The sequence below is a fragment of the Rhizobium altiplani genome, from assembly GCF_001542405.1.
GTDB classification, from domain to species: Bacteria; Pseudomonadota; Alphaproteobacteria; order Rhizobiales; family Rhizobiaceae; genus Rhizobium; species Rhizobium altiplani.
This window is the reverse complement of sequence record NZ_LNCD01000008.1, coordinates 1-22037: the sequence shown is the minus strand read 5'-3', so window position 1 is coordinate 22037 and position 22037 is coordinate 1. Positions and strand designations below refer to the sequence as shown.

General features: G+C 57.1%; 23 protein-coding genes, 2 pseudogenes and 1 other annotated feature. Of the genes and pseudogenes, 5 read left to right on the top strand and 20 right to left on the bottom strand.

Annotated elements, in window-relative coordinates; genetic code table 11:
* The 3 genes and pseudogenes from AS026_RS01985 to AS026_RS01975 form a co-directional block, all read left to right on the top strand.
* A pseudogene (locus tag AS026_RS01985) lies at window positions 1–610 on the top strand (IS630-like element ISRel6 family transposase); the annotation flags it as partial.
* Window positions 611–779: 169 nt separating this feature from the next.
* Window positions 780–1250: an MDR/zinc-dependent alcohol dehydrogenase-like family protein gene (locus AS026_RS01980; protein ID WP_062368506.1), complete on the top strand. Its 471-nt coding sequence runs from the start codon at window positions 780–782 to the stop codon at window positions 1248–1250.
* A gap of 234 nt (window positions 1251–1484) precedes the next feature.
* Window positions 1485–2210: a hypothetical protein gene (locus tag AS026_RS01975; RefSeq protein WP_062368505.1), complete on the top strand. Its 726-nt coding sequence runs from the start codon at window positions 1485–1487 to the stop codon at window positions 2208–2210.
* 709 nt (window positions 2211–2919) lie between these two features.
* On the opposite strand, the gene AS026_RS01970 is transcribed toward AS026_RS01975, so the two are convergent.
* Both AS026_RS01970 and AS026_RS01965 read right to left on the bottom strand, forming a co-directional pair.
* On the bottom strand, window positions 2920–3411 hold the full coding sequence (locus AS026_RS01970) for an SRPBCC family protein (protein ID WP_062368504.1): 492 nt from the start codon (window positions 3409–3411) through the stop codon (window positions 2920–2922).
* Window positions 3392–3754 (bottom strand): ArsR/SmtB family transcription factor, encoded by a 363-nt coding sequence (locus tag AS026_RS01965; protein WP_062368510.1) that lies wholly within the window; start codon window positions 3752–3754, stop codon window positions 3392–3394. Before AS026_RS01965 ends, AS026_RS01970 begins: the two co-directional genes overlap by 20 nt.
* Before the next feature lie 261 nt (window positions 3755–4015).
* Window positions 4016–4071: a sequence feature (sul1 is cis-regulatory element that is thought to sense ions involved in sulfur or methionine metabolism; They are found in Alphaproteobacteria), on the top strand.
* 69 nt (window positions 4072–4140) lie between these two features.
* Here AS026_RS01965 and AS026_RS01960 point away from each other — a divergent pair.
* Complete coding sequence (locus AS026_RS01960; protein ID WP_062368503.1) at window positions 4141–5607, top strand: SulP family inorganic anion transporter; 1467 nt, start codon at window positions 4141–4143, stop codon at window positions 5605–5607.
* A gap of 51 nt (window positions 5608–5658) precedes the next feature.
* Here the strand turns inward: AS026_RS01960 and AS026_RS01955 are convergent, their stop codons facing one another.
* The 5 genes and pseudogenes from AS026_RS01955 to AS026_RS01925 form a co-directional block, all read right to left on the bottom strand.
* A complete protein-coding gene (locus AS026_RS01955) occupies window positions 5659–6120 on the bottom strand; it encodes a response regulator (RefSeq protein ID WP_062368502.1) in 462 nt (153 codons plus the stop codon).
* Window positions 6121–6351: 231 nt separating this feature from the next.
* A complete protein-coding gene (ligD, locus tag AS026_RS01950) occupies window positions 6352–7398 on the bottom strand; it encodes a non-homologous end-joining DNA ligase (protein ID WP_062368501.1) in 1047 nt (348 codons plus the stop codon).
* Entirely contained in the window at window positions 7398–7685 is a 288-nt protein-coding gene (locus tag AS026_RS01945) for a DUF982 domain-containing protein (protein WP_082728409.1), read from the bottom strand. Before AS026_RS01945 ends, ligD begins: the two co-directional genes overlap by 1 nt.
* A gap of 679 nt (window positions 7686–8364) precedes the next feature.
* Window positions 8365–9120 carry an ImuA family protein gene (locus AS026_RS01935; protein ID WP_062368499.1) on the bottom strand — a complete coding sequence of 252 codons (756 nt, stop codon included), beginning with the start codon at window positions 9118–9120 and terminating at the stop codon, window positions 8365–8367.
* A gap of 640 nt (window positions 9121–9760) precedes the next feature.
* Window positions 9761–10401: pseudogene (locus AS026_RS01925) on the bottom strand (TetR/AcrR family transcriptional regulator).
* A gap of 517 nt (window positions 10402–10918) precedes the next feature.
* On the opposite strand from AS026_RS01925, the gene AS026_RS01920 reads away from it, so the two are divergent.
* Window positions 10919–11128, top strand: coding sequence for a cold-shock protein (locus AS026_RS01920; RefSeq protein ID WP_062368497.1), 210 nt, complete (start codon window positions 10919–10921; stop codon window positions 11126–11128).
* A gap of 375 nt (window positions 11129–11503) precedes the next feature.
* Here AS026_RS01920 and AS026_RS40940 read toward each other — a convergent pair whose 3' ends face one another.
* The 13 genes from AS026_RS40940 to tnpA all read right to left on the bottom strand — a co-directional run bounded on the left by AS026_RS40940 (window position 11504) and on the right by tnpA (window position 21956).
* Window positions 11504–12013, bottom strand: a complete 510-nt coding sequence (locus AS026_RS40940) for a hypothetical protein (protein ID WP_062368496.1) — start codon at window positions 12011–12013, stop codon at window positions 11504–11506.
* Window positions 12014–12147: 134 nt separating this feature from the next.
* Complete coding sequence (locus tag AS026_RS41915) at window positions 12148–12309, bottom strand: hypothetical protein (protein WP_160330084.1); 162 nt, start codon at window positions 12307–12309, stop codon at window positions 12148–12150.
* Window positions 12310–12580: 271 nt separating this feature from the next.
* Complete coding sequence (locus AS026_RS01905; protein WP_062368508.1) at window positions 12581–13543, bottom strand: NADP-dependent oxidoreductase; 963 nt, start codon at window positions 13541–13543, stop codon at window positions 12581–12583.
* A 65-nt stretch (window positions 13544–13608) separates the two neighbouring features.
* Window positions 13609–14028, bottom strand: coding sequence for a cupin domain-containing protein (locus tag AS026_RS01900; protein WP_062368495.1), 420 nt, complete (start codon window positions 14026–14028; stop codon window positions 13609–13611).
* Window positions 14029–14233: 205 nt separating this feature from the next.
* Window positions 14234–14731, bottom strand: coding sequence for an NUDIX hydrolase (locus AS026_RS01895; RefSeq protein WP_062368507.1), 498 nt, complete (start codon window positions 14729–14731; stop codon window positions 14234–14236).
* Between the two features lie 72 nt (window positions 14732–14803).
* A complete protein-coding gene (locus AS026_RS01890) occupies window positions 14804–15490 on the bottom strand; it encodes a VOC family protein (RefSeq protein ID WP_062368494.1) in 687 nt (228 codons plus the stop codon).
* 228 nt (window positions 15491–15718) lie between these two features.
* Window positions 15719–16300, bottom strand: a complete 582-nt coding sequence (locus AS026_RS01885; RefSeq protein ID WP_062368493.1) for a TetR/AcrR family transcriptional regulator — start codon at window positions 16298–16300, stop codon at window positions 15719–15721.
* Between the two features lie 63 nt (window positions 16301–16363).
* Window positions 16364–17824, bottom strand: coding sequence for an amidase family protein (locus AS026_RS01880; protein WP_062368492.1), 1461 nt, complete (start codon window positions 17822–17824; stop codon window positions 16364–16366).
* Window positions 17825–18001: 177 nt separating this feature from the next.
* Window positions 18002–18466, bottom strand: a complete 465-nt coding sequence (locus AS026_RS01875; RefSeq protein ID WP_062368491.1) for a DUF6130 family protein — start codon at window positions 18464–18466, stop codon at window positions 18002–18004.
* A gap of 483 nt (window positions 18467–18949) precedes the next feature.
* Window positions 18950–19513 carry a UPF0149 family protein gene (locus tag AS026_RS01870; protein WP_062368490.1) on the bottom strand — a complete coding sequence of 188 codons (564 nt, stop codon included), beginning with the start codon at window positions 19511–19513 and terminating at the stop codon, window positions 18950–18952.
* Window positions 19510–21084 carry an IS66 family transposase gene (gene tnpC / locus AS026_RS01865; protein ID WP_028749712.1) on the bottom strand — a complete coding sequence of 525 codons (1575 nt, stop codon included), beginning with the start codon at window positions 21082–21084 and terminating at the stop codon, window positions 19510–19512. Before tnpC ends, AS026_RS01870 begins: the two co-directional genes overlap by 4 nt.
* A 48-nt stretch (window positions 21085–21132) precedes the next feature.
* Window positions 21133–21489, bottom strand: a complete 357-nt coding sequence (gene tnpB / locus AS026_RS01860) for an IS66 family insertion sequence element accessory protein TnpB (protein WP_028749713.1) — start codon at window positions 21487–21489, stop codon at window positions 21133–21135.
* Window positions 21486–21956 carry an IS66-like element accessory protein TnpA gene (tnpA, locus tag AS026_RS01855; protein ID WP_062368489.1) on the bottom strand — a complete coding sequence of 157 codons (471 nt, stop codon included), beginning with the start codon at window positions 21954–21956 and terminating at the stop codon, window positions 21486–21488. Before tnpA ends, tnpB begins: the two co-directional genes overlap by 4 nt.
* Window positions 21957–22037 lie beyond the last annotated feature (81 nt).

Here is a 22037-nt window from a genome sequence, read left to right as displayed (position 1 = left end):
AAAAACGCTGTTCGCCCTTGAGCAGGGCCGCGTCGACATTGCCCGGCGCAGAGCCCGCTGGAAAGCCTGGCAAGACCGCTTCGATCCGAAGCGGCTCGTCTTCATCGACGAGACCTGGATCCGCACCAACATGGCGCCGTTACGCGGGTGGGGGCCGAGGGGCAAAAGATTGCGCGGCTTTGCCCCGCATGGCCGCTGGCGCACCCTGACCTTCCTCGGCGCCCTCCGCTGCGACAAGCTCACTGCGCCCTGCGTCTTCGACGGTCCCATTAATGGCGAATGCTTCCACGCCTATGTCCGCCAGCAGTTGATCCCGACCCTCAAACCTGGCGACATCGTCATCCTCGATAATCTCGGCTCTCACAAAGCCAAGGCCATCCGCGATGCCATCAGGGCCGTCGGCGCCAGGCTATGGTTCCTGCCGAAATATTCCCCCGACCTTAATCCGATCGAGCAAGCCTTCGCCAAGATCAAGCACTGGATGCGCCAGGCTCAAAAGCGAACCATCGAGGAAACGTGGCGCCACCTGGGCTTACTCGCCGACACCATAAAGCCAGAGGAATGCGCCAACTACTTCTCAAATGCCGGCTACGCTTCCGTCAAAACATGAAAGGCTCTAGCTGTCGACAGCCTCCTGCTTTGCCCTCAAAAATGGCTCCACGGTCGCAATACTGAAGCCAACCTTCATAGCGCTTGAACTGTAGCGTTTGCCTCCTACCGCCCGTTCTTTTTGCGACGTCATCGGCAACAGATATCTGCCGCCCGTCCGACCCTGCGGCATGGAAAGTGAAGCCCCGTCGACGGACAGGATCGCGCTGAAAGTCCATCAGCGCGTGACCCTAGGTGGCCAGGTTTCACTGATCGGTGTCGGCGGCGGCTTCAAGATTTCCGGGCCGGTGTCTGCTCTGCCACTCAAAGCGACGGTGGTCCGGGGTACTTCCGTCGGCCATCGGGGGGCGCTGGAGGATTTCGTCGAGGCGGTTGACTCGATCGGGTTGAAGCCGCTGATCGACAGGAGGTATCGCCTCGAAGAGGCTGATCAGGCATTTGCACATCTTGATCGAGGACGATTTGGAGAGATTGTCATCTATCGAGCTTCACATCCATCCGGAAAAACTTCACAAGTTCCGGAATGGAAATCCAAAAAAACTAATAAATTCAGTTATTTTCAAATTTTGAGGGTAAAGTTCGCGCCGTCGCTCTCGGGAGCTTTTGAGGGTACCGACCAACGGTTCTTCCAACCCAATTGATTAGTGGGAAATTGTTCGCCCGAAGGAACTTTGACGCGGCGCGGTAACCGGTTTTTGCCCTCAGCCCCATTTCATTGTTGTCGCCAATGTATGAACCGTAGTCGTAGTTCTCGGTATGAGTTCCGAGGAAGCCACACGGTGCTGGCGGGGAGAAAACATCCCAATCCGAAACCTCGGTTGCATAGGTATTAACTGACAACTATATGTAGGCCAAGGGAACCGGTGGGGCATTTATTGGGCATTAACATTTCAGCAACAAAGTACGTTACGCTTGACCTAACTCACGAGAAACGTGTCGATACGTCACTTGATCGCAATCCCACCACCGAGATGGTCGGTAATCTTTTAATTCACTACGTGTTTCGGAGAAACCACACAGGCGACCCGGATCGCGACGGGAATCCGCTGGCATATGCGCTGAAGGGGATGAACGGATACAAAATCGTTCCGCTTTATCGCAATCAGTGCCTTAACCGGGCAAGACAGGTTCTGGAAGGGTTCGTAACTGGCTTGGAAGCTGATTACATTATGGCGCTTCCGTCGTCGTACCCGTTCGCGAACGAATTTTGCGATCTCGTGTGCGACGTTAGCGGCGTCGATAAGCTGGACTCCTCGTTTCTGAAAAAACGAACAGCCGGAGAGATGTTGGCGATTTATGATGGAGTGTTCCCCGCGAACCTCAATTCGAAGCTCTCGAAGGAATACAAAAATCAGCTCTATGACTGGAAGCGCTTGAAACCCTGGCAAAAGGTTTCACTGAAGGAGGTCGATACGCGAATTCGTCATTGTTTCAACATGTGGCAATTGGACGAGGACGCGCCCAACTTGCAAAACACGTCGATATTGCTTGTGGATGATATCATGTCATCTGGCACTTCCATTTCAACCGCTGCTGACGTAATTTCCCAGGGAGCGGGAGCCGAGATTTCGGGAGCGATCTGCTTCCTAAGCGGCATCTAACTCTTGACAAAATCGGCCAGAACAGCCATCTAACAGGCATAGGTAGCGATACCGAGACCGTACTTACGCCTTACGGTCTCTAAATATCAGGTGTGGCACGTAGCTGCACAGGTCTGAGCGAGCGCCTGGTGGGGCCTGCCGATAAGCGGCGAGTACTACTAGTCAGGGATCAGCTGACGAAATACGGAAAGGGAGGTCGAAAGGCCTCCCTTTTTCGCTCCGTCTTTTCCAATCGAAGCACGCTTTAGGAATTGGCCATTACACCTGTCGCCGCTTCAGGGCGAGGCGGGACCGCAATGAGGCTGTGATGATCGAACGCGCTCTCCGGCACCGCCGGATAGTCCAGGCAGGGCGCATAGAGCCTGGACCTGAGCGGATCGAGCCACGCCTCGCAATCGGGCGACACCACCTTCTATCCGCGTTTCCTCGGTCGATGCTCCCCTTTTTGCGAATGCGACCAGCACGTTGGGTAATGCGGCTGCGGGGACCTCAAGCCGAAAACGCTCTATGGGCTCGCAGATGATCGTTGCCGGGCCGCACATTAGTTGGGAAGTCACAGCTTCAAATCTGAATTTTCCATTGCGTCTCGACGCGAGGTTCTGGACCTCCGCTCCGTTCGGATGTGATGTTCATTCCGAGAATTAATGAAAGAAAGCGAGGATTCGGCAGCCTTTTCAACAAAGCCGATTCCGCTTCTGGAGCCCGACAGTCACCCGCTCGCGCCGAGAGAGATAAGGAGTTCTTCCAACTGCACGAACTGCTCGGGCATCGCGTCTTCCATGCCGACGAAAGCGTCCTCGAGCGCCTCCTTAGAAGGATAGAGTTCTTGCAGAACCAGCAGAGTTCCGCCGTCCTTTTCCTCGAAGGTCACGGTTGTGACGGCAGCGGCGTCGCTTTCGTCATTGGTCCAGACGAGGCGTGACGGTGGCGAGACTTCGAGATACTTGCCAAAGAAGGCCATGGCATCCGAGGCGTCGCGTCCGAACGTGATGCGATAGCTTCCCCCGGTGCGAACGTCCATCTCGCAGGAAAGAATGGGCACGCCGATCGACCTCGGTGCCCACCACAGCTTGAACAACTCAGGCTTGGTCCACGCGTCGAACACAAGGCGAATCGGGGCGTTGAACACGCGCGTCACGATAAGCTCGCGCTCGCATCTCCGATCCACCGCCGTGTGTCCATCACTGGCTCTGTCGCCCATCGACTTTCTCCTTGCGTGTCAGGGCTTCGACGACTTCGTCCAGCGCGTCGAAGCGTGCGTTCCAGATATGGCGGCGCGCCTCAATCCAGGCCGCCCCTTCCTCTAGCCCGCGCGGGCCGAGTTTGCAGGTCCGCACGCGGCCGACCTTCTCCGTTGTAACAAGCCCCGCCTTCTCCAAGACGCCGACGTGCTTCTTCATACCCGTTAGGGTCATGTGGAACTTTTCTGCAAGCTCGGTGATCGACGCATCCGCAGTTCCGAGATGCTCTATAACGCCGCGTCGGGTGGAGTCCGAGAGTGCGGCAAAGCAGGCATCAAGACGAGCTGGCGAAAACTGAACCATATAGTTCAGTGTTTTTAGCATGCGGATCGCTTTCATGCAAGGACGGACGCGACCGGACGTCGAGTGAAGGTGGGAGTACCAGGGTTTACTCGCTGAAGCGCCGATCCAAGCTGTGATGCGATTATCGGGACAGCTTCTCACTGCTTCGCGCCATTGTGATCACCGCCCGAAACTCCAAAATGTCGACAAGAGGCTTTACGCTGCGGGTAAGGTTTCATGTTGCGCCGCAGCAGGATTATGAGCATAAGGAAACCCACTCACCACGGACCCGGTGAAATTCCGGGTGGCTCTTCTGGCCGCCGACCCGCCAGACAACGCAAAACCTGCATGCCTATCCCAGCGATTGCCTTTCGAGCGTTCGCCATGCTTTGCGAGAAATTCATCAAATGCAACTTTCCTCCATCCGTCGGGATTGGTCGGCCAATCCCATACGCGAAATGCTTGCCGGAGCTGTCGCTACCTTCGCACTGATCCCCGAGGTTATCGCCTTCTCTTTTGTCGCCGGTGTCGATCCCCAAGTCGGCCTGTTCGCGTCTTTCGTGATCGGGATCGTTATCGCTTTCACCGGCGGTCGCCCCGCGATGATTTCCGCCGCGGCAGGGTCGGTTGCTCTCGTTGCCGCACCCCTCGTTCATGCGCACGGGCTCAGTTACCTCTTCGCCGCAGGTTTGCTTGCTGGCATCTTCCAGATAGCATTCGGCCTTCTGCGACTGGGCGTCCTTATGCGTTTCGTGTCGAAGTCGGTCCGAACAGGCTTCGTAAACGCCTTGGCGATCCTGATTTTTGCAGCTCAGCTTCCGCATATCATTGGGGGAGATTGGCTTGCTTATGGCATGCTCGCTGGTGGACTTGCCGTCATCTACCTGGTCCCGAGGGTCACCACTGCGGTGCCCTCCCCACTGATCTGCATCCTTGTCCTGACGATCGCTTCTGTCACATTGAAGCTTCCAGTTACGACGATTGCTGACCTCGGCAAACTTCCAGACGCGCTTCCGATCTTCGCCTGGCCCGATGTTCCCATCAAAATTGATACGCTCAAGATAATCGTCGGGCCTGCGGTTGCGATCGCCATGGTAGGTCTACTGGAATCTATGATGACGGCCAGTGTCGTTGACGATCTCACTGGCTCTCCAAGTTCGAAGAACAGGGAGTGTACAGGGCTAGGTATCGCCAACACTGCAGCAAGTCTCTTCGGCGGAATCGCCGGTTGCGGAATGATCGGTCAAACCGTCAGCAACGTGAAGTATGGTGGAAGGGGTCGACTATCCACCTTATTTGCAGGCGCACTGCTCCTTGTCCTGATGGTCCTTCTCAAGCCATGGGTTTCTCAGGTACCTGTTGCCGCACTGGTGGCGATCATGGTGATGGTTTCCGTTGACACGTTTGACTGGGCGTCGGTGAAAACGCTGGTCGTCCACCCAAAATTGTCGAGCGTTGTCATGGTGGCGACGGTTCTCGTTACCGTTCTTAGTTCGAACCTGGCTATGGGCGTAACGGTGGGCGTCCTTCTCAGCGGTGTGTTCTTCACGTTCAAGGTGGCTCGTTTGCTTCGCATCGAAGCCGAGAAGGACGAAGCTCTGGGTCGTTTGACATATCATGTATCGGGCCAGGTATTCTTCGCCTCAGCCGATATCTTCGTAGACGCATTCGACATTGAAGAAGCAGCCGGCATGGTCGTTCTGATTGACGTGTCAAAGGCTCACTTCTGGGACGTCACTGCTATCGCAGCTCTCGACAAAGTCATCGAGCGGTTCAAAGCGCACTCCATCGTCGCCCATGTCCTGGGAATGAACGAGGCGAGTGCAACATTCGTCAACGACCTCAATGGCTCGGCCAGCCTTAAAGCTCTATAGCGGGAGCTCAAGAGTGGAATGTCGAGGAACGACGCGCGGTCACCATGAGGGTCACCATCCCGGCCCAGGCCGATTTGTAGACGCCTGATTATCTTCAGCGGTCGGATGTTCAACTGGATTGAACTCGATCAAGCTCTTCGGCGGCGGAATTTCGGTTTGACCAGCTCGGCGATCAGCAATGTACTGGATCGCTTCCACCAGTTCCAAATCCAAAATCGGCTTCTGGATCACTCCCAGTGTACCTGGCACTCCGCCTCGGAGTGCATCCGGATCGCCGGTCATGAAAAGCACTGTCACGTCGGCTTCCGCCAAGGTCCGCCCGACAATCGGCCCAGTGGGGCCATCCTCCAAATTCACATCCACGAGTGCCATGTCCGCGTCTGCGGAGAGCATGAGCGCCTGGTACATATTGCCCGCGATTCCAACAGGACGGTGTCCGAGTTCCTCTATCGTGTCCTGCAGGTTGAGCGCCACGAGCGGTTGGGCTTCGACGATAAGTACATTGAACGACATTGTGTCTTCTCCGAACTGTCCTATCGAAGGATTAACCCCGTTCCGCCAAGGCTTGTTCCATGTCTGACCGGGTACTGCCAGAGGATTGACCTGCATCGGAGTGTAGCGCGTAGTTGGTAGCAGCGCCGTCGTGAGCACTTGTGAAAAGTCAATAAGACCCTTCTCGACTACCGTTGGCTACAGCGCACGATTGTTTGCACCCGGCTCGACTGCGCCCCTTCGAAGCGCCCGCTAGCCACCGCTGACTTCGAGTACTGCCGCATTGTCCTGGTGCTCGCGCAGCCCCTTGTAGGAGGCGTGGCGAAGCTTTCCATCATGCGTCCATGCTCGATACTCAATTTCGGCGATGAGGGTCGGCTGCACCCAGACAATGTCCTTCCGGCCGCCGTCGTACACGACTGGCGGCCGCCTTCTGACGATGCGGTCCAGCAGTTTCCGAAGCGCGGCCGCGCTACTTTCATTGAAACCCGTGCCAACGTTGCCAACATAAACCCACGCGTCCCCCTTTCGAGCAGCCAGCAGCAGACTGCCGATCCCTCCCCGCGCCACAGGCGATGGCTCGTATCCGACGACGATAAAGCTGTCGCTCTGGACGCATTTGATCTTGACCCAATCGCCAAGACGACCTGATCGATAACTGCTGTCCTTGTGCTTGGCGATTATCCCTTCGAGCCCATGCCGGCACGCAGCGGCAAAAATCTCTCGGCCATCACCATCAATGGTATCGGACAGGCGGATAGCGCCATCCTCGTTTCGCAAGAGTGACTCCAGAAAGTAGCGTCGCGCCGTCAGTTCCAAGCTGCGAATATCGTGACCGTCGAAATAAAGCAGATCAAAAGCCATCATCAGCGCCTGGCCGGACGGAAGCTTGCCTCCTCGTCCCCCGAGCGAGTTCTGCAACATTCCGAAGTGAGGGCGACCTTCGGGATCGAGGACTACCGCCTCCCCGTCGATGATGGCAGTCCCAACACCCAGTGCCTTGGCCGCCTGGTCGATGTGTGGGAAGCGATGCGTCCAGTCGTGTCCGCCGCGCGTCAGGATGCGAACGTTCCCCTTGTTGAGATGGACCGCGATCCGATACCCATCCCATTTTACTTCATAGAACCATTCGTCGCCGACCGGCGGGCGGGGCTTCAAAAGCGCCAGGCACGGCTCGATCCGGTCGGGCATTGGGTCGAATGGCAGCTGAGGCTGCTTGGGGTCACGCGGCTCTCGTGCATGGGAACGGATCGGCTGGTCGTCGGCCAGCAACGGCCGTGCACGAGGAGCCTTCACCATTAGCTAGCCTTTTTCATCTCGGCGGCGTCATCGGGAAGGACGTGCATGCCTGCCTCGTGGGCAGCATCGACGAACGCGGCCCTGGCTGTATCGGCATCGATATAGAATTCCAAGGCCTCCACCGATCGCATCAGCGCACTGTGAAATTTCTCGCCGCCGCGATGATGCCATTTGCCGCTGAGCAGCATGGCCGCCAGTTGGTCGACGGTCTCCGCTTTTCGATATCGTCCCATGCCATCGATTTCGACCTGCAGAGGCTTAATAAACACGGGAAGGTCGACGGCCATGGCGAAACTCCTTGACATATCTCTACCCACTAAAATGCCAAGTGATTCGTTTGTCTAGAGGAGTCAAAATATATAAGTCCAGCGGAACAAAAGCGTCGCGTGGGAGTTTATCGTGCCCGCAAAGGACAGCAGCTTCCATTTGTCAAACACTTCCCTGGGTCCGCTCCGATGTGGCTTTTGAGGGATGGCTCAATTCCTTACGTCAGTTATCCCTAATAAAAGAGCGTTGTGTCGTTCCCCAGCGAGACATGGTGCCTCAATCTCGCGTTGGATTTCCGTACCTCCCGGGCGCACCAACTGACAGGTCCTTGCTCAACATGGCTCTGCCACTTTTTTGCGCTCAGTTCCGACAGTTGATCATCGCTCAGACCTTGGCTTCCAACCCCGCGTTAGACCGCTGCTCATGCACTTCCGAGCGGTATCGAGCTGGTCTCTAAGGAAGCGGCAGTCGTCGATCAGTGTGGCAATCGTGGCACGCAGATCGCCATCGTGCCACTCTATAGCTTGGTCGACGGGACTAAGTTCCTCGCGCACTTGCTTCATCGCAGACATGACATTTCCTTTGTCTTAGGTTTCATCGGACAGGATTTGTTGAGGTCACCCCGGTAGGTCACTGCTCCGCGAACATGCGCGTCATGCGGCGTGTACCAGCAAGGATGAGTGATCCTGGCAACCGTACTCAACTGGCATGGGCGGATCGATTTCCTCCGGTACTCCAGGTTCCAGCCGACGTTGGGATCGCAATGCGACCGGACAAATCACAAGCTTCGACTTCGAACTCGGCACACTCGCCAGCTTTCACTCTCATTAACTCCAGCATCCAGCGAGCCCTTCCCACACCAGGAACAGGAAGCTCTTCCGATGGCATAACGCTTACCCTCCATCGCGTGGCCGAGGCCGTTGGCTGACCGAAGTCCGTTGCCTCGGTCTGTCGGCGCCACCGCCGAATAATCAATCCCAGTGTGCCGGACTTTTCCGCCGCCAGTTGCAGCCGTCGGGATGCCGTCATCGGCAGTCGAACCAATTCAGCAACGACTGCTCCTAGCGCACCGTAGGAAAGGGCTTCCTCCATCGACGCGAGAACATCCTCCTCCCGGTCCGCCTCGACGAATATTACCCGGTTCGGGTGAAGGCCGACCTGCGCAAGGGCAGGAAAGAAGAGGTCCGGTCGGGTAAGGCACCAAATCACCTTCCCTTTCGTGCGAGCGGCGACCCCGGCTGCAAAAAGGGCTGCGGCTGCCCCATCCACTGCCCCCGCACCACCGCCCGCGAACTCGTGGATCGCTCCCAATGCCAGCCCCCCACCAGGCAGATGGCTATCGATCTCCGGCACACCAAATGGCAGGGCGCATTTCCGTCGCGATAGGCCGCCATCAAGATGAGAAATACGCTCGCGAAGCTCGGAAATAACGGGGTTTGCGCTCGCATGCGCCATCTGTAGCCTTCGTCAATTCATAGGTTCCATCTCGCTTTGGAAGCGATTATGTTCTACATTTGTTCCGGTAAGGCAGGCTAGTCAATAGGGCTATTCGCGGTCACCATGGGCAACTCGGCTTTTCCAGCGGTGGCATGAAAATGATCCGCGAACGAATCCAATGCCGTAGCCGGTCGAAATTCAAATGCGTACGATATCTTACGATGAGAGAAAATTCCTGCGACGAGAGAACCTTGCGGAAGTATCGCGGCTCGATCATTACCTGGCGTGCGGCGTCTGCGACCGGAGTATCGAGCTCGACCGGAAGGCCGTAGTCAGACAGTACGGAGCCAGTCTGTGCTTTTGGCAACTGCGGCGACGGCTGACCGTTGGGTGCTCCCGAATGAAGACTCTAGATGGAATTGACCGATGCGAGGCGCATTTTCCTTGCCTCCCCCACCCGGAACAAGAGTGAATAGGCTAGGAAGACGCGACGGTGCGAGGATTGGTGCGTTGACGCGTGGTCAGGACCACATGCCTGGATCCCAAGGCCGTCCAATTCAGGTCATCATTGTCGAACGCCAACAGATGGCACTTGTCTGACGTAAGCCTCCAGATTTACCCCTTCGGGTTTTGCGGCAAGACCTGGTCACAGGCGTCTTCACCTAGCCTTGCGATCCGTATGCTTTCCAGGCCAAGCCCGCAACGCCACATCGACCAAACGCTTCAGTGTGACGGTACATGCTCCATCACAGGCCTGCGCGGACATGCCTTGAACGACAGCCGAATAGAAGTGGGCAAGATATCCGTGTCGGTTTCCGTCGGAAGCTCGCCTTCGCCGACTGCGCGATCGAAGCGCGCCTTCATGAAGCGGATCGAAGCGTCCCGTCGTACTGCCACTTCTCGGGCGACAGCCTCGTTCTCCTCGGCATGCTGGAGGACAGCGGTTGCGACCATGCAGCCACGCGGCTTATCGGGATTGGAGACACCCTCGGCGACGTCATAAAGGTAGAATGCAAGTGCGTCATAGGCTGACATCGGCCCTTGCAGCGCCTCGGTGCGGCGTTTGGTTTCATGCTCGATATTGTAGTCGAGGGCCTGCCGATAGAGTTCCTCCTTTGAGCCAAACGCGGCGTACAGCAAGGGCGGAGTGATCCCCATCGCTTGGGTCAGGTCGGCGATCGAGGTTCCTTCGTTACCATGCTCCCAAAGGGCCGAACAGAAGAGCTGCGACGCGACACCCAACCCGACGTCACGATCGAGCGCTCTTGGCCTGCCACGTCTCCGGACTGGTTCATTTATTCTTATATTGGTCCCTATAAAACTATTAAAGGACGGATTTTCCGCACAATATATCGGTCGCTATAAAAATTGCAGCGGAGAGACTTATGTCTGGAAAATTGGCGTTGTCGAGCTAGCCGGGCGTAAGCGTAATCGGAGCGCGGTGCTCTCCTCTCCTGCGGGCCTCCTGGGGTTGCTTCCAGCCTTCGAGTTGTGACGCAGGGTTCAAATCCCTGCCCCGGCTACCGAACACCTTCGATGCTAACTTTTGGATGCGCAGACTACTGTCAACCAAGCTCACGAAGCAGGTTTCCATCAACTGGCCGAGATATGGAGACGGTGATTTCATAGCCTACTGAGGCCAAGCGTCATTCGTAACTAATCGGATGGCGTTGAATATTGCTTCTCCTGAGCTTCGGCTGACTAGGACCAACAGCTCCGCGTCTGACAGCGTCGGCTCAAACTCTCCGACACACCGGCTTGCACGGTTTGCTTAAATCTGCATTGTAGCAACTGCTTATTCTTATAGGGGGAACGCATGGCAACGGGTACGGTAAAATTCTTCAACGGCGACAAGGGTTTTGGGTTCATTACTCCAGATGGCGGCGCCAAGGATATTTTCGTGCACATCTCAGCCCTACAGGCCTCCGGCATTCAGTCACTGCGTGACGGGCAGAAGGTCTCATTTGACACTGAGCCGGATCGGACCGGAAAAGGGCCGAAGGCGATTAATATCGATCTGCTCTAGATTTTCGTCGGACCCACGGGCTGTCTTTAACCACAGGGAACAGTTTCGCCCGAGTGATCCTGACACAGTGGCGTCACGCCACCATATCCGCAGCCCGTTCTCGTAAGGCGCCTTCACGGCCGGCTACGCTCCATCATCCCGATAAGCGACGTTGCCATCCGCTTCGCTTGGAGGGCAGGCTCCACCGACCGAGTAATCTGAGCTACGGCCGTTGCACCTTCTTGAAGGAGGTTGATTTCGTTTGCCACACGCTGCGGGTCACAGAATCTCGCAGCGTGAGCAAGCTCTTCGACGTAGGCGAGTGACAGGCGCTTGTGCATCTCCGCTGCTCGAAACACCGGATCGGAGGTGTCTTTATGCTCTCCCGCAGCAGCCCTATATGACCTCAGAGCGAACATCTCTCATCGGGGTGTTCGTCATCTCATAACAGGCGACACATGCCATTGTGCCAACGCGACCTTCTTCATTGACGGCATGGAGGATTGGTGCCGTGAGCGCATTGTCCGGCACTAACTTACCCTTTGAGATGTTGGCGAATTTTGGAGTCATTGGAGCGCTGAGCTTCATCCTCGGGTTCGCGATGAACCATGGATCGATTTTCACCTTCATTGCCACGACAGAATTGGTGTTGAAGCGGAGGCCGGCTCGATTTCTCGCTTTGGCCGAATGCGCTATATGGGCCGCGATCGCGTACGTCGTTCTCGAAAAACTACCCACCTGCACGACGGATGGGCTCCATTGGCGCACATGATCGGTGCAGCCGTCCTTTTCGGCGTCGGCGTATACGTGAATGGTGCATGCATATTTGGTTCGGTCGGCCATTTCGGCAACGGTGAACTGGAGTTTGGGTTCACCTTCCTCGGGATACTTGCGATCCTCTCGCAAGACAGCCTTTTCAGCGTACGTAGCGATCCGATGCCAAGTAGCGGAACACCCTCGCTTGCTCTGGAGACCTTGCTCTTCGCTCTGGCGGCATTTCTTGTCCTGAGACTAGGTCTCTCGCGAAAGTCGGAGACAAATTATCTACGTCTGACAGTGGCGATGACCGCAGTTGGTGTAACCTCAGCCGCCTTGTCTGCGTGTGCATCCAGTTTCTCGATCACAACCTCGATCGGGTCGCTGCTGTCCATCCCGGTGACGAGTTCGCTCATCTTCGTCTGCATGAGTACGGGCAGTTTCATTTCTGCCCGAAACCGCCGGCATAGCTTTTCCTGAGCTGGCCGACATGGAGGAGCTTACTGCGAAAAACAGTCGGGGGCTTACTTATGGGTTTCGGCGCACTCTAAATCCCTGGCGGGAATGACACACTTCTGCTCGTAGGTCTTCCAATGGGAGCATGGCAGGCATTTACTGCCTATTTCATGATGGTGGCGACGCTTGCGGTGCCGATCGTCAGGTTCGGTTCACAAGCCCGGCCTTGGTCTTAAAGCTTTCGACCAAAGTCAGAGCGCCTCACGTTGGATCGACTACGAGCACAATTTTGCCTTTAGGTCGAGGGAGTTGCCCTTCAAGCATAAGATGGGCATCCCGCGCTTGCTCGAATGGAATTTTAACGCCGACGTTTGCCTCGAGGGCGTTTTCGTCAAGGAGGGTCGAGATGCGCCGGAGGCTCTCGGTGGAAACATCGACCAGAAAGAACCTCGCCGTCACACCGTGTCGTTCCGCGAGAGCCTGATCCGGCTTGGACACTGCCGAAATCAACGTTCCGCCGCGTTTCAGCACGTTGAACGACCGCGTTTGGGATTCTCCGCCTACAAAATCCATCACGGCATCTACATCATGGACCTCGTCCTCGAAGCGTGTTGCCTTGTAGTCGATTACGCGCCCTGCTCCCAATGAACGAACCCGCTCGATGTCCTCCGAAGAAGCTGTGCATATCGAGTTCAGTCCGGCGTGTTTGGCGAACTGGACAGCAAAGGCTCCGACGTTTCCCGCAGCCCCATGGATTAATACCGTCTGACCTTGCACCAGACCGGCTTGGTCGAACAACGCTTGCCACGCCGTAACAGCGATAACTGGCAGCGACGCTGCAGCCACGTGGTCGATCGATGGCGGCTTCTTGCCGAGCATGGAGGCTTTGGCGACGGCATGTTGCGCATACCCGCCGCAGAACCGCTTGTTCGTCACACCATAGACCTGATCGCCGATTTGCAAGTGATCGACGCCGCGTCCAACGGCGACGATCACCCCGGAAATATCGGAGCCAAGAATGAGAGGAAGGGGTTGGGGAAGCGCACTGTTGCCAGAACGAATCCACCCATCCCACGGTCCAACGCCCGCAGCATGTACCCTCACAATCACCTCGTCCGTTTCGGGCGTGGACACCTCAATTTCTTCCAGCCTCATCACATCGGGCGGGCCGAATTCGTGAATGCGCCATACTTCTCCCGAGAAGCGCTGCGGGCCATCTGACATCTGGGCTGTCCTCTCGTTGCGGTTCGTGATGCGTGAGGCGTAGACTTCCGACTGCGATCCGAGCCTCACTTCTCAGCGGACGTCAGCGGCTCGTCGCCGGTCTCGACAATGAAAACGGCGAGAAGCGATGCAGGCTCGGTCGAGCTCGCGTTCTCACTTACCTCGTGCTTCGATCCAGGTAGCTCGAAGAACTGCTCCCCCACCTTGTAGACCTTCTCGTCCTCGTCGTTGACCTTGCTGCGGATAGAGCCAGACAGGACGCGCGCATAGACGAACGCCGACTTGGCATGAGTATGTGCGTCGGATTTGCCGCCCGGTCCGTAATTGACGACCAGAGCGACGAGCTTTTTGCCAGGGCTATTGGGTAATTCGTGTTCGAAAACGGTGACGACGTCTTCAAGTTCGCCACCCGACGCAGCAAACGGATGCGCCAGTTGTGCAGCGACACATAATGCAACGATTGTGGAAATCCTGAGTAACGACATTTTCCACTCCTCCTTCGCTCTTTGCGTTGTCGTTCTGACAAGGCGATGTGAGGCTGGTGCACCACGAAGGACACCGAAATTTGTTTCCGGCGGTTCCGAGCTGGAGGGCAAAGCTCGACGGCGCGCCCGAAATATAACCCCATTTCCCGGCCTTAGCCATCAATGTCACGCCGGATTGGAGTTTTTCATCTGCTGGCAGCACGTATCAGGCCACTGGTCTTGCGCTAGCTTTCCACTTCCGACCCAACTTTAAGATCAACCCCTTCAGCTCTGGCTCTTGCACCAAGACGGCTGCTTCTCGCGGATGTCTCCAAATCAAATCTCGCTGGTCGCGCTCTGGAAACTTTAAGCGCTCCCGCCTGACTTCGAGTAGATAAACGCCGACGATCGAAGTTACGTGCTCGTTGTCCTTCAAGTACTTCGTATACGTGTAATGACCGAAGGTCTTCTTCCTGATCTTTCCCCGGACGCCGGCCTCTTCCCACGCTTCCCGCTCTGCGGCCTGGTACGCTTTCAAATCGACGCACGGCCATCCCTTGGGAATGGTCCACCGCTTTGTTTGGCGGGTCGTGATCAGAAGTATGTCGATACCGCGGAGAGATTTTCGATAGCAAAGCGCACCGACCTGCTCCGCCAGGTCGCCTGCAAAAACCCTGTGCGTGTAAGGCGTCAGCTTCGAGAAATGTCGATCCGGCTGGTCCATCGCGCGAAGATGGAGCGAAGGCCGATCCGCGGCAAGGCTTTCGAGTAAGTGGCCTCGCACCTACGGCCATGGCTAGGTAGGCAACGGCTCTCCCGTTTGTTCCTTTACCATGTATTCCGCATACCAGCTTGGCCAACCTTCATCGTGTTGCCCAGTCAGTTTCTCGTGTTCACCATGGGCCTCTGACGCGCGCCGCAGCGCGGCCTCGAGTTCGGCGGAAGAAACGAAGGCTGCTCCGCCCGTGTCTATGCGACCCGGCAAGCGGGTTGTGACCTCCTGTAACAACCAGCCGTTCCCATCAGGATCATTGAACGAAGCGTAGGTCCTATAGGTGCGGCGCTCAGGATCGCGGCCGCTTACTCTCCGGCTCCCGAAAAGGTACGGCTCGTCGGTACCAATGTTTTCTTCGCCTGCATGAAACACTTCGCTGATCCGTACACCGCGAGCCAGAAGTTCCTCGCGCGCCGCGCCGATGTTGGAGACGATCAGATATAGGCCCCGCGCAGAACCGGGCGCAGCCGAAGTGACGTTCTTTCCGAAGATGACCGAGCATCCCGAGCCGGGCGGCGTGAACTGGATTACGCGCCAGTCGCTACCAGCGGTGAAGTCGCCGTCTAGCCGCCAGCCAAGGCTCGTGTAAAAGCTCTTGGCCCGATCGACGTCGGCTACGGGGATTACGACAACTTCCAGCTTCATGTCGAAGCCTCGATCACCCGTGGGCCGGGGTGAATTTTCGCTGCGAACCTCGGTATTACTCATCTCGAGTCTCCTAGATTGTTTAGCTGCGAGATAAACGGCAGGTCGGGAGCGCTCACGGATGACGCGAGTTATCAAACTCTACAAACCTGCACTACGGCCGACGTCACCGCGATTGCCCCTACGGTGCCCCAGACCCGAAGTCGGATTTTAGTCGGCACGCCTCATCGAGACAACAATCCGGCAGTTGCGGGGATTTGCCGCCCATTTTCGCTGGCGTCTAAACGGAGGTTATGGCTCCGATTTCCTTGCAAGCACCAACGCTGCTTCGATGCCCGCCTCTAGTATGTCCTCAGCCAGAGACATATCCGAAACAGCGCGTGCGGTTTGCAGGGTGCCAACCATAACACCGAAAACGCCAATGGCGCGTCTTATCGAGGATGGCGTGCCAGGCTCCGGCAGCTGCGAAGCAAGGTTCTTGATGTAGGGAAGAAGACCGTTTTCGTAAGCTTCCCGCGTCGATTGAGGTTGCCGCCCGATTTCAGGCAACAGGGCGGCGGAGGGGCAGCCCTCTTCGCTCCGTTCAAGGTGGTCCTTGTTCAGGTATCCACGGATTGCCCCCTCAATGCCACGGCCCTCAGCGCAATCCTGCTTCGATCGGGCTGCTTGGTCAGCCAAGGTATTTGCAAGTGTCTCGCGGAGGAGCGTTTCTTTAGAGCCGAAATGTGCGTAGAAAGCCCCGTTGGTCAGGCCCGCGTCGGCCATAATTCCGGCCAAGCCCGTCGCGGATGCACCGTCTTTTCGAAACCGCCGAGAGGCGACGTCAATTATCCGGTTGCGGGTACTTTCTTTGTGGCCTTTCTCATAACGCATTGCGTGGATCCATCTTTCGTTAGGTTTCGCTAATCGAGGCAAATGCCTGAGGTTACTTGGCGTTCAAACTGGCGTCGCCAGCATCCCAACAAATTTTTCGACACGGCGCGCCAGTTGAAGAAGGCTTCTGTCTCGACCGTGCTCCCCGTCGATCTCGAGCCCAAACGGAAGCCCATTGCTGGACACGCCCGTTGGAATGCTGATGCCTGGCATGCCTGCCAAACTCGTCGGGATAGTGTGCTGTGCAAGGATCAGGTCACTGACCTCCCGCCCGGCAATCAAGAATTTCGTTTGATGCTCGATTTGCGGAGCCGTGCCGGGAGTTGTCGGAAAGAGAAGTGCGGTGGTTCCGCTGCGAGCTAGGGCGTCGCGATATCGCCGCTGAATTTCCGGACGATCGACGGAAATTGATGCTTGATATTCGTTCGGACTGAACCCCGGCCCGCTCGGCAATACGACGTGTCCCCAAACGTCCTTCAGGTCGGATTTTAGTCCGGCGTAGATTTCTTCAAACGAGGTTGGAACGGCATTGCGCTGAAGGAATTCCGAGACAGCTTTCATCGTCTCGTGGAAGAATATTCGCCATGTCGCCCGTTGGGTGATCGACAGGAAATCTTCACCGAGGTCAACCTCGACCACTTCCGCTCCAGCGTCCCGTAGACGCCGTACCGTCTCGTTGAAATGTATCTCAATTTCCGGATCAACCAGCGAGAGGTATTGCCGAGGTGCAAAAGCCAGCCTGACATCCTTCAGGTCAGCATAATTGGCGGGCGCTACCGCCTCGGCCCCTGTGACAACCTGATCAATAAGCATGCAGTCGTCGACACTCCGCGCAAGTACCCCGGTTGTGTCGAGGGTATGAGAGATGGGGGCAACACCGTCACGTGGCCATCGCCCCGTGGTCGGCTTAAAGCCCACGACACCACAGAGCGCCGCCGGCACCCGAATCGAACCCACCGTATCACCGCCCAAGGCCGCGGGAACGATCCGAGCAGCGACGGACGAACCAGCCCCGCTGGAGGAGCCGCCAGACACGTGATCGCGACCATGCGGGTTCCTCACCTGGCCATAGACTTCGTTGTTTCCGGTCAAGCCGTACGACATCTCAACGAGGTTATTCTTGCCGAAGACGATGCCGCCAGCCTCCTTGATCGCGCTAACAACCTCGGCGTCTTTGCTTGGCACATAGCTTTCTAGGTTCCGCACCCCCAACGTTGTCCGGAGCCCTAGAGTCAGATAGCTATCCTTGATCGCCAGCGGAACCCCAAGAAGGGGCGAAGTAGAACCGTCGGTCCGGGCCTTATCCGCATTTCGCGCTGCATTTAGCACGCCTTCTTCATCTATCGTAATGAAGGCATTTAAATCCGCCTGCGCCCGCGCCCGCTGCAGAAGCGCGCTCGTGTACGCCTCCGAGGAGGTCTCCCCGTCGCGAATGGCGGCAGCAGCTTCGGCAACCCCAAGTCCCGCTAGCCAATCAGATTCGCCATTTGAGGCTGACTCAATGTATGCGATGTCTTGTTGCATTTTATCCTCACGAAACGCTGATTAGATGGATGTCTGCCCAGATGGCCTTGAGCGGCGCACGGGGGCCAGTTGCGTATGCTTTGTCCTAGAAACCGTGCAGACCTCCTGTCCCGCCGATATGGATCGGCGGGGGGCCGGAGCGGTGGTGCTGCTCGGTCCGTTCTGACGCGAAGAGCTTCAGTGCTTGTGAGGCTTCACGCTGTCAGGAACGGTGAATGTGTGCGTCACTTCCTGCCCGGGGAAGACGTTATGATTGGTGTCTACCAGCAGTATCCTCACCTTGTGCTCGCCAGGAGGGAAGTTGGCGATATCGACCGTGTTGTTGTCGCTTGCGTCAGCCCACCACCAGGGCAAGTCATCCACGATAACGTGGAGATGGCCGATGCGGGGAGAGACTTGAAGGGCTCCCTCTCCAAACACTTGAACGATGCGCAAGTTCTCCACCCGATATTGGGCCCAATAGACACCCAACTTGATCGCGTCGCCGAGCGGAGGATCGACGATCAGCTTCGGAGGAGGTTCGTTCTCTATCGCAATGTACGCAGACGGGCCTTGGACTTCCCGCGCGCTTTGGGCAAACGCGGCCGTGCCCAGCATTCCAATGGCCGTGGCGGCGACGAGGATTTTGACGAGCATTTTCATAGTGCTCTTCCTTTGCTTACGAACGCAGTTCACGGAGGGCGGTTCTACCGACCTGAACAAGCTCCGGTGACTGCAGAAGGCCGACCTGTTGTGCCTATGCCCGTGAGCAGGTCTGGTTCTCTCGGGGCGTCTCGATTCGGTTCCCTCTTACATGACGATTTCCCTCAACCCCTGGCCCCAACGTTGGAACGCACATTCCAACTGGTGCGGAGCTTTATATTACGATCATAATATCAAGATACGCTAATATTGCAATGGGAAATTTACCGAGTGGGAGCGGCGAGAAATGCCCACGACCCTCCAAGCGTTGGACGACAAAGAGGCGGCATCGAACGCATCCCCGGCAAGCAGCTGCGGTCTCGGGGATGCTCCTGACGAGAAACGCGTCTGTACCCTCATCGAGATACGTCCACGGTGAGCGCAACGAATGGCCCACGGCTTTCGTGATTTGACTAAATAGGTTTCTGGCTTTCTGGCTCTCGGTCAGAACTTCTGCTTTGCCCGCTTCGGCATAAAATAGGTTCGGATATTGACGAGTGCTTCGGCGACGGCAGCAGCATCCTGGTGGGTCGCTTTCCGTTTTACCTCGCCGAGCTTGCGGATCGGCGCAATGATATCCCCAGTGACGGCATGACCTCGAAGGACAGGCTGCCAAAGCCTTGGCGCGTGTCGTGTTCCAATGAGAAAGCAGATGTCCCAATCAAATGGATCAAGGGTCTGATCATCGATCTGGGTGAACCTTGGCCGGTGGTCTTTCGGTCTCTCGGAAAGGCTTGCAGATATCCGATTATACTCTGCAACGATCGTCTGCACGGCCCGATGTTCGGTTGTTTCCATCGGCAGGTTTAGGGCATCCGGGCCGGTCAGTTCCGGGATCCATTGCCGTGGGTCGATGAACCTGGGGCCGATGATGAGGGCCGTAAGATAACCATCGAGTCTGCTCATTGACCAGATAGGCGATGGCGGACGACGTCTCCTGATAAAGGCTTCGAATGCGTCGTCATCGAGCTTCGGTCGCGGCGTCATCTCCTGGCTGTTCTGTGTCATGCCGCTTGTCGCTCCTGCTGTGTCATCGCTTCGCGTTCCGCCTTCCAGGCCCAAGGCAAAAGGCTCTCCATCTCGTTGGCTTTCACTTTGCCGGAGATGATGCGCTCCAGCACATCGGCAAGCCAGACGTCGGGGTCCACGCCGTTAAGCTTTGCCGTGTTCACGAGCGATGCCAGGACAGCGAAGGTCTTTCCACCCCGCTCGTTGCCCACGAATAATGAGTTCTTTCTCGTCAAAGCCACGGATTTCATGGAACGCTCGACGACATTGGAGTCCACCTCGATCCGGCCATCCTCTAGAAAGGCTGTCAATCCGCTCCAGTGGTTGAGCATGTAAGTGACTGCCTTGCCAAGTGCCGATTTCGACGACACCTCGTCGCTCAGTTCGGTGAGATGGACCTTCAGTTCTCTCATGATGGGAGCTGCCTCACGACGCCTGCCGCTAAGCCGGGTATCTTCATCTTCCCCTCGTAGTTTTGCTTCGATGCGATAGATTTCGGCAATCCTGGCAAGGATCGACAAGGCCTCCGAAGAGCCGGTCAGTTTGACGACGTCAACGAACTTTCGCCGTGCATGAGCGAGGCAGAAGGCCAGCCGCATGGGGGCAACGTTGCTCTTGCCGCGTCGTTTGACCATGGTTTTATAGGCTTGATATCCATCAACCTGAAGCACGCCGGCGAACGACGACAGTTGCCCCTCGATCTCGCGAGCGCTGCGGCTTTCGGCAAAAATGTAGGCCACCGCCGGCGGCGCCGGACCGTTCCATGGCCGATCGTCAACCGCTTGTGCCCATAACTGGCAGACCTTGGTTCGTTTGCGCCCCGGATCGAGGCGCGGAAGTGGCGTCTCGTCACAGAACACCCTCGGCTGCGAGCGGATGAAGGCGGTGAGTGCATCGTAGAGAAGTTCGAGCCACCAGGCGACCCGCGTGACCCATGCCCCGAGCGTACCGCGATCAATGATGACGCCGCAGGAGGCCAGCATCTGCGCCTGGCGATGCAGCGGCAAATGCCAGGCAAACTTCGAAACGGCGACATGGGCTGCAAACGCCGTGGTCACCATGCCGCCGTCCATGATGCGTGCTGGTGCGGGTGCTTGCACGATGCCACTCTCGCAAGCCCGGCATGCATAGCGTGGCCGGATCGTCCGTTTCACCCGGACTACTGCAGGCACGATGTCGAGCGCCTCGCTGACATCAGTGCCGATGCAATGAAGTTCGAACGAACAGCAGGGGCAAGTCTTGCTCGCTGGCTCGATGAGCTCGTCATAACGCGGAAGGTGTTTCGGCAAACGGCCGATATTGCGGGCTGGCGATCGCCGTGCCTGCGTTTTGTCTTCATCGACCGGCGCGACATCGTCATTGGCAGCAACGGGAATGTCGCCTAGATCGCCAAGATCGAGCATTGCCTGCGTTGGATCGATCGTCGTCATCTTCTCCGATTTCGTCCCGAAGAGCTGGCGCTCAAGGAAGGCAACGCGCGCCTTGAGATCGGCATTCTCTTCGTCGAGCGAGAGAATGATCCGGGTCAATTGCGCAGCATCCTGGGGCAAGGGATCGGGTCGAAGCGGCATGACAGACCCTACCACACGGGTCTGAATCTTCAAGCAAAACCAATAGGATCAGCCTGCTTTTGAGGGCCTCCTCACCGCGTTTCGTTTGACGCGCGTCCAGTCAATGCCGGCCAGCAAAAGCGAGAACTCCTGGGCACTCATCTGCATAGCGCCATCGCGGATCGGAGGCCAAACGAACTTGCCCGCCTCCAACCACTTCGTCGCTAGGATCATGCCTGATCCGTCCCAATAAATGCAGCGAAGCCGATCAAGACGCTTGGCGCGGAACACGAACACGTCGCCACAATAGGGATCGGCCGCAAGGGCTGACGCCACCAAAGCTACCAGGCCATTCATGCCGCGCCGGAAGTCGACGGGTTGCGTCGCAACCATGATCTTCACGCCATTTGGCGAAACTCCGATCACCGGCGCCCTCGCAACGCCGCTACCATCGCCTGCGCCAGTTCAGGCGCTACCGAGCCGATGACCGTCATGCGTGCGCCCGCAATCTCGATCTCAATTCGGCCAGCGAGAACCTCTGGGGCATTCGATGGCGAGCCTTCGTGTCGTGCGCCATCCCCAACCACTGTCACCGGCACGAACACGGCAGGCGGCAAACTAGTCTTTGCCGACCGTTGAGAGGTTAGTCCGGCTTCCCGTCGCCACACATTCAGCAAGCCGCGATTGACGCCCCAGCGCCTCGCAACAGCCGAAATGTTCACTTCAGGTTCTGCGCTCTCCGCGAGAATCCGCGCCTTCTCCTCGTCAGTCCAATTCCGCCGCTGCCGCCGACCGGTGATCACCTCGATCCGCCGATACTTTCCCTCATGCCTGGCTTCATGCATGCCTTCATCCATGACTTCAAGCATGGCATCAGCGCGATCTCCAACCATCCCGGTCCACTCCTATCAATGATAGAGCTTATCTCGAGGCCTCATTCACAAAAGAAAAGGTGGGCTGTTCGTCGCGCTCAC